The organism is Synechococcus sp. W60.3, assembly GCF_047502615.1.
Taxonomy (GTDB): Bacteria; Cyanobacteriota; Cyanobacteriia; order Thermostichales; family Thermostichaceae; genus Thermostichus.
The window spans coordinates 73192-79331 of record NZ_JANSHJ010000010.1 but is presented as its reverse complement, the minus strand read 5'-3'; the positions used below and the strand labels follow the sequence as shown (position 1 = coordinate 79331).

Here is a 6140-nt window from a genome sequence, read left to right as displayed (position 1 = left end):
GAAGTTGGTTTGCTAAGTGCTGCTATTGTACCCCTTGAGTCCTTAACAGGCTGTAAGCTCAACCACTTTACGGTCATTTCGGCTGATGGAGTTTCTCTTTCCTGACAGAAGCCAAAACCAGTGGTACACTACCGCTACGGTGAGTTGGTCAGATTGATGGCAGGGATCCCTCATTTCTATTGGCGTTGGGCTAGGTGGGCTACACCGGCTCTGTGGGCGTTGCTGCTGTCGCCTGCTCCTATGGCTTGGGCTTCTGCTCTGGAGGTGCCTCAATTTGATCTGAGTGTTGTCCGCTCTCGTTCTTTGCCGTGGCGGCACCCGCTCCCTTGGCCAGAGATAGGGGATCCCAACCCATCTGAAGCTGAGGTCGAGGCGGCGGAGCATCTTTTCTTGGAGTTCACCCTCGAAGAGAGCAACGCCGCCATTGCCCTGTTCGGGTGTGATTGCCCAGCCCATATCAACCAACTGCGACGACTGCGCGGCCTGCCCTTGCTGTGAACGGGGGAGAGCTGACGGCCCCTCTGAACAGCACAGTTTGTATATTGCTAAGGCTGAGGTTCTCCCCCTGCTCAGTAGCCTGCTTCCGCGCTTCAGTTCGCGGATGGTCTACATAGCCCTGAGCCGGTGGAGTTTTCTCAGGCAGGGAGGCAAGCTGTCCCTGGGCATAAATCCAGTCAGGGCGTTGTGGGGATTGGCACAAGACAAGGGCTAAGCGGAGGGATCCGGTAGGGGCCTACGGTCTACCGGTTGCGGCTCCTCTTGAGGGGTGAGGGTTTTCAGTTCTGGCAGCGCCGTTCCTGCCGGCGCGTCAGCAGCAGGGCTCTCGGCAAAGTTGCCCGGCAACGGTGTCGGCGAGCTGGAGCCGGCGCGGTTCAGCTCCTGCAGAGCAGCTTGGGCCGGCTGAAACTGGGGATCCAGTTCCAGGCAGCGCTGCAAACTGGCCTGGGCCGCCTCCCGCTGGCCGGCCTGTAGTTGGATTAGCGCCAAGGTATGCCAGAAGGCGGGCCGCTGCGGCTCCAGTTCTGTGGCCCGTTGGGCGTCGGCTAGAGCCAGCTCCAATTTCCCCAGCTTCAGGGCCTCCCAGGCGCGGTTGTTGAGGGCCACCGCGTCTTCTGGGGTGAGCTGCAAAACCCGCGAGTAGGCCTCCACCGCTTTTTCTGCCTCTTTCAGGTCGCCATACACTAGCCCTAAGGCAAACCAGCCCCAGGGATCCCGTTCGTTGAGGCGGGTCATCTGTTGGGCGGCAGCAAGGGCTTCTTCCAACCGGCCCAAGCGCCGCAGGCTGGTGATCTGGCCAAACCAGCAGGCAAAGCTGCCGGGACGCTGTTGCACCAGGCGCCGGAACTGCTCCAGGCTGGCTTCGTATTGCCCCAGCTCCTGCTGGGCCACCGCCAGGGCGTAGCGAGCCGGGAAGTCCTCTGGCCGGATTTTCAGGGCTTCCTCGAAGTGAATGCAAGCCTCCCTCAGGTAGCCCAATTTCTGGAAGGCCACGCCGCGGGCATACCAGCTTTTGGGGTTGTCGGCGTCGTAGCGCAGAGCACGTTCCAGGGCCTTGCTGGCCAGCCGATACTGCCCCAGGCGCAGCAGAGCCACCCCTAGGTTGTGGAGCGTAATGGGATCCCGGCGGCGCAGCCGCAGCGAGCGCTTGTAACACTCGATGGCCGAGCGCAGCCGCTGGCAGTGGAACAGGGCATTGCCTTGGTAGCGCCAGACCCGGCCACTTCTGGGGTTGAGCTTCAGGACGCGGGCAAAGCTGGCCGCCGCCGAGCTGGGCCGCCGCAGCCGCCGCAGCACGATCCCACGCGCCAGCCAGGTGCGGGGCTGTTGGGGGTTGTAGCGCAGCGCCTTGTTCAGGCTGTTGAGGGCCAGCTTGGGCCGCTTCAGTTGCATGAGGCGAATGCCGCGATTGTGCCAGGCCAAGGCATCTTCGGGGTTGCTCTCCAGCACCTTGTCGTAGTTGACCACCGCCGCTTTGTACTGGCCCAGGCGCCCCAAAATCAGGGCCAGGCGCAGCCGCGTCTCCTCGTCGTAGGGGTTGATGCTCAGGGATCCGTTGTAGCTGTCCACCGCCTCGCGGTAGCGGGCCAACTGCACCAGCACATCGCCGCGCCGGCTCCAGGCCAGGGCAAAGTTGGGATCCATGTTCAAGGCACGGTCGTAGGCGGCCAGCGCCTCGCTCAGGTTGCCCCGCTTGCGCCACTCCTCGGCCCGCTCAAATTGAATGTCGGCGCTGTTCCACTGAAACAGCCGCTGAATAAACTGCAAAATGGCAATCTTGCGTGCTCCTTCCTCCGGCGTGGCAGAGGGCATTTCGCCGGTGGCAATGCGCAGGATGGCCATTTGAATGGCCCGCAAAAAGGCCTGGAACCCCCGCACCTCCTCATCTTCAGGGAGTTCCTCGCGGCGACGGTATTGCAGCCGAAATCGCTGCAGATCCCCGGGGGCGGGAAAGCTGGGATCCAAAAAGTGCATCAGCTCCCGGGCCCGGTACTCGAACAGCACCGGATCCTCATCGGAGCCGCTAAAGTCCAGCAGCGGCGCTTCTGCCAGGGGGCGGGGCAGCTCGGCGGGCGTGTGCAGCAGCGTCAGCAGGCGCTGGTTCTGCCGGGGCGGGGCGTGGGAGAAGCCGCTGTAGAGCTCATCTCTGGGCCAGGGATTGGCGACAAACTCCGGCGAGGCCACCACCCCGACCCAGCGGCACTGTTCGATGGCCAGTTGCAGCTCCAGCCGGCGGTCGTCTCCTGGCTGTAGCATCCAGCGGTCAAACCAGACCTTGAAGCCCTCCCGATCCAGCCGCTCCGCCAACTGCCGCGCCCAACGGGCCTGGGCCCGGTGGTAACGCAAGAAGAGGTCGAACTTGTAATGCTCGGAAGACATGAACGCCCGCTCGCTGCTCTTTTCCAGCTTATCTTTGCCACCGCCTCGGCGGCTTGGGGCATTGCCCTTCCCCGGCTGGGGGATAAGGCACCAAGTTTCTGTCAACCCTTTTGCCGTTTGCGCCAGCGGGACGGAGTCCTTCGATGGCCAGACCAAGATCGGCGATAGTTGAGGAAGGGTTGGTCAGGAGGGGGAGATGGTAAGCGGAGCGCTGGCGATTGGGGCTGCAATTGGCTTGGTGGTTTTGCTGTTGGAAGCGATTCGCTATCGCCGCTGGGGATCCCTTCGCCGTTGGCAGCCGGCAGTGGGGCTGGGCTTGGCAGCCTTGGCGGCGCTGGGGGCAGGGCTGGGACAGTTGTCGGAGCCGATCCCGCTAGCGGTGTTGCTGGGGGGACTGGTGGGGTTGGGTCTGCTGGGCTTGAGCGGCTGCGGGCGGGCCGGGCAGGGGCTGGCGGTGCTGCTGCTCAGCTTGGCCAGCGTGTGGGGCCTAGCCCGCGGTGCTTTCGAGGAATCTGAGGCGGGAGCTGCTTTTTCTCTGCTGCTGTGGGGCTGCGGCCTGGGGATGGGCTTGGTGGGGATCCCGTTGCTGGGCTGCTTGGCCGAGGCGGAGATGCTGTCTGTGCTGATGGGTCTGGGCCAGGGCTGGAGCGGCATCGCCGCCTTGACCTGGGGATCCCGCCTGCTGGAGATGGGCTCCCCCCAAGATCTCCCTTGGTCGGTGCTGCTGCCGGTGGGGCTGGCTGCCCTCAGCCTGGTGGCGGGCACGCTGCCCCTGCTGATCCTCCCCGTTCCCGCCAGCGGGACGGAGTCCTCGCGCGACAGCGAGGTGGGCTCCAACCGGCTGCTGTCGGCCCTGGGGCACGGTGTGGGATGGCTGGTGGCGACGGCGCTGGCTTTGGCCCTGGTGCGCAACGGGCTGTACCAGGATCCCTTTTGGGCGCTGCTGTACGGGGCGGGGGTGCTGCTCTCGTGGGCTCTGCTGGCTTTGGAGGGCGGGATCCCGGCACCCGAGGGGAAAGAGGCCTTGCTCTGGCGGGCCTGTGTGAGCCTGACGCTGGTAGGCGGTGGGGCGCTGCTGGCGCTGCGGCTGGGGGGATCCTACGGGGCGGCGCTGCTGGGGCTGGGGTGTCTGGCTTTTCCCAGCCGCTGGGGGGCAATGGCCGCCCTGTTTTTGTCGGCCCAACCCCTGCTGCAAAACCTGCTGCACCAGTTCAACCTGCAGGTGGCCGGGATCGACCTCACCCAGCCCTATGTGGCGGCGGCGCTGTACCTGGGCATGGCGAGCATGGGGCTGGCAGCGCTTGTCCACTGGGTGTACGGGCAAGACAGGCCGCTGCCGACGGGGATCGGCCTGACGCTGGCCAGCCTGCTCCTGCCGCTGGGGGTGGGCTATTTCGTCCACGCCCAGCCGCAGGCGGCCTTCTTGCTGGCAGCCTTGATCACCGCCTTGATCTTGGCAGCGCTGCAGCCCATAGCCCTAAACCAAGAAAGGGGAAGGGCACCTTGGACAGGGACCCAAGCTTTGGGCCTGGCTATGCTTGCCATTTTGGGCTCCAACCTCAGCCGCAACTGGACGGTGACGGGGTTCTATGCCACCCGCCTGGAGCGGGCCCTGGTGCTGGTGGTTCTCGTCGGGATCCTGGTTCTCTGCCTCTTGCTTGGGCAGGGCTGGCGCCTGTGGCAGTCCAGGACTGCATCCCGCTAAATGCCCACCCTCGCCTGTTGGGGCTCCCAGACCGTGAAACCTGTTCCTCTCGGCACCCGCGGCACCTGGCAAGGGATCCCCGGCCCCGAGCAAACGGCAGAGGCCCTGGGCAACCCCGGCGTGAGGGTGATCGGATCCCCGGCGCTGTTGGCGCTGATCGAGCGGTGCGGCCACAACACCTTGCAGCCCTTCTACGAGGGGGAAGAAGCCGTCGTCGGGATCCGCTTTGCCCTGGAACACTGCTCGGCAGCCGTGGTCGGGGATCCTCTACACGTTCAGGTTGAGGTTGTGCAAGCGGTGGGAAGGCGCATTGAATTTCAGGTGAAGATCACGCAGCAGGGGCGCTTGGTCATGCAGGGATCCTATACCTGTCAGGTGGTCGATTTGCCCCGTTTTCTGGCTCGCTATGGGCTGGCCTGAGGTCATCCAGCGCCTGGCAGGGCTGTTGCTGGTCACGGGGTTGGGGCTGTTTTTGTTCTGGCCACAACAGCTCCTGCTGCGCTACCGCAAGCCTTGGCAGGGCCCCCTCGCCTGGGTTGGGGAATGGCGCGGGTGGAGGGGCTTGGCTCTGCGGGGCAGCCGTCGGGGTTGGGAATGGCGCTGCGGGTCCCTATACGTTCGCGGGCATTGGCCAGCCTGGGTGGGCTGCCGTCTCTCCTTTGCCGACTGGCCTCGCTTCTGGCCCCTTCTGAGGCGGTTGGCCGAGGGGATCCAGATCCAGTCCTGGCGAGGCGGCCTGGAAATCGGCTTTGCCGACCCGGCCTTGACGGGGCAGTGCCTAGGGCTTTTGGCAACCCTCCCCCCCTCGCTGGCTTGCCACCTGCGCTTGACCTTCGCCCACACCGGCTGGCACGGACAGGGATCCCTGCTGCTTTGCTTTCGCGCCTGGCGAGTGCTGGGGCCGGCCTTGGAATTGGCATGGCTCATCCTGCGCAGCAGCCGCTCGAGGATCCGATAGAACTCGTCAGCCCTCTCTTGGGCTCTTGCAGCAGCCCAACTACCAGTCATCATCGATGTCTAGAATTTTCCCGGCTCTGCCATCGATTTTGACCTCAATGTCGTTGGCAAACCCCACCTTCCAAACCCAGCGCCCATTCTCCCGCTCCAGTTCGACTTGTTCAACGGAAGCAGCGGGAACAACTAAGCGAGCAATCCAATAGTTTCTTCATCGATTGCTGAGACAGAAGACCGGGCAAAAACCGGCTCTGGGCCGGTCTTGAGGCCAGCCAGCGGGTTGCCGACCAGCATCGCAATCATCAAACCTAGATAGATAACAGCAGGTTTTAGAGAAGTAGGGGAGCTCGAGGGGCAATAATCCCCTCAATAAATATTGAGGGGAGGATGCCATCAATTTCAGGTTCAACCCTCTGAGAACCGGATGGTCTCACGTCGGCCTGGGCAGGTTTTGCAGCGCAGGATCCCCAGGGCAGCGGATCCCTTCTCATCTAGAGCCACCTCTGCTGGGGATGCGACAGCTCAGCCTTAAAGGGCTCTCCAAGGCAAAAGCAGGGTGAAGGAAAAAACCGGTTGCCACCCCCCAGGCAAATCTCAACCCTGC

The 6140-nt window shown here is 63.9% G+C and carries 6 protein-coding genes; 4 read left to right on the top strand and 2 right to left on the bottom strand.

The window, feature by feature from the left end:
- Positions 1 to 240: 240 nt before the first annotated feature.
- A complete protein-coding gene (locus NW846_RS05480) occupies positions 241 to 498 on the top strand; it encodes a hypothetical protein (protein WP_049749773.1) in 258 nt (85 codons plus the stop codon).
- 210 nt (positions 499 to 708) lie between these two features.
- Here NW846_RS05480 and NW846_RS05475 read toward each other — a convergent pair whose 3' ends face one another.
- Entirely contained in the window at positions 709 to 2877 is a 2169-nt protein-coding gene (locus NW846_RS05475; RefSeq protein ID WP_041438461.1) for a toll/interleukin-1 receptor domain-containing protein, read from the bottom strand.
- A gap of 196 nt (positions 2878 to 3073) precedes the next feature.
- On the opposite strand from NW846_RS05475, the gene NW846_RS05470 reads away from it, so the two are divergent.
- Genes NW846_RS05470 through NW846_RS05460 form a run of 3 tightly spaced genes read left to right on the top strand, consistent with a single transcriptional unit; the run spans position 3074 to position 5540 of the window.
- Complete coding sequence (locus NW846_RS05470; RefSeq protein WP_011430892.1) at positions 3074 to 4582, top strand: hypothetical protein; 1509 nt, start codon at positions 3074 to 3076, stop codon at positions 4580 to 4582.
- A 33-nt stretch (positions 4583 to 4615) separates the two neighbouring features.
- Positions 4616 to 5002, top strand: coding sequence for a thioesterase family protein (locus tag NW846_RS05465; RefSeq protein WP_099813344.1), 387 nt, complete (start codon positions 4616 to 4618; stop codon positions 5000 to 5002).
- The gene (locus NW846_RS05460; protein WP_011430890.1) at positions 4989 to 5540 is read left to right on the top strand and encodes a hypothetical protein; all 552 of its coding nucleotides are present in this window, start codon (positions 4989 to 4991) and stop codon (positions 5538 to 5540) included. The genes NW846_RS05465 and NW846_RS05460 overlap by 14 nt, the downstream gene beginning before the upstream one ends.
- 39 nt (positions 5541 to 5579) lie before the next feature.
- Here NW846_RS05460 and NW846_RS05455 read toward each other — a convergent pair whose 3' ends face one another.
- Entirely contained in the window at positions 5580 to 5735 is a 156-nt protein-coding gene (locus tag NW846_RS05455; RefSeq protein WP_414345964.1) for a PepSY domain-containing protein, read from the bottom strand.
- Positions 5736 to 6140 lie beyond the last annotated feature (405 nt).

Coding starts and splice junctions, on each gene's coding strand:
- NW846_RS05460 (WP_011430890.1), top strand. CDS start 4,989: ATGGGCTGGCCTGAGGTCATCCAGCGCCTGGCAGGGCTGTTGCTGGTC.
- NW846_RS05475 (WP_041438461.1), bottom strand. CDS start 2,877: ATGTCTTCCGAGCATTACAAGTTCGACCTCTTCTTGCGTTACCACCGG.
- NW846_RS05470 (WP_011430892.1), top strand. CDS start 3,074: ATGGTAAGCGGAGCGCTGGCGATTGGGGCTGCAATTGGCTTGGTGGTT.
- NW846_RS05480 (WP_049749773.1), top strand. CDS start 241: ATGGCTTGGGCTTCTGCTCTGGAGGTGCCTCAATTTGATCTGAGTGTT.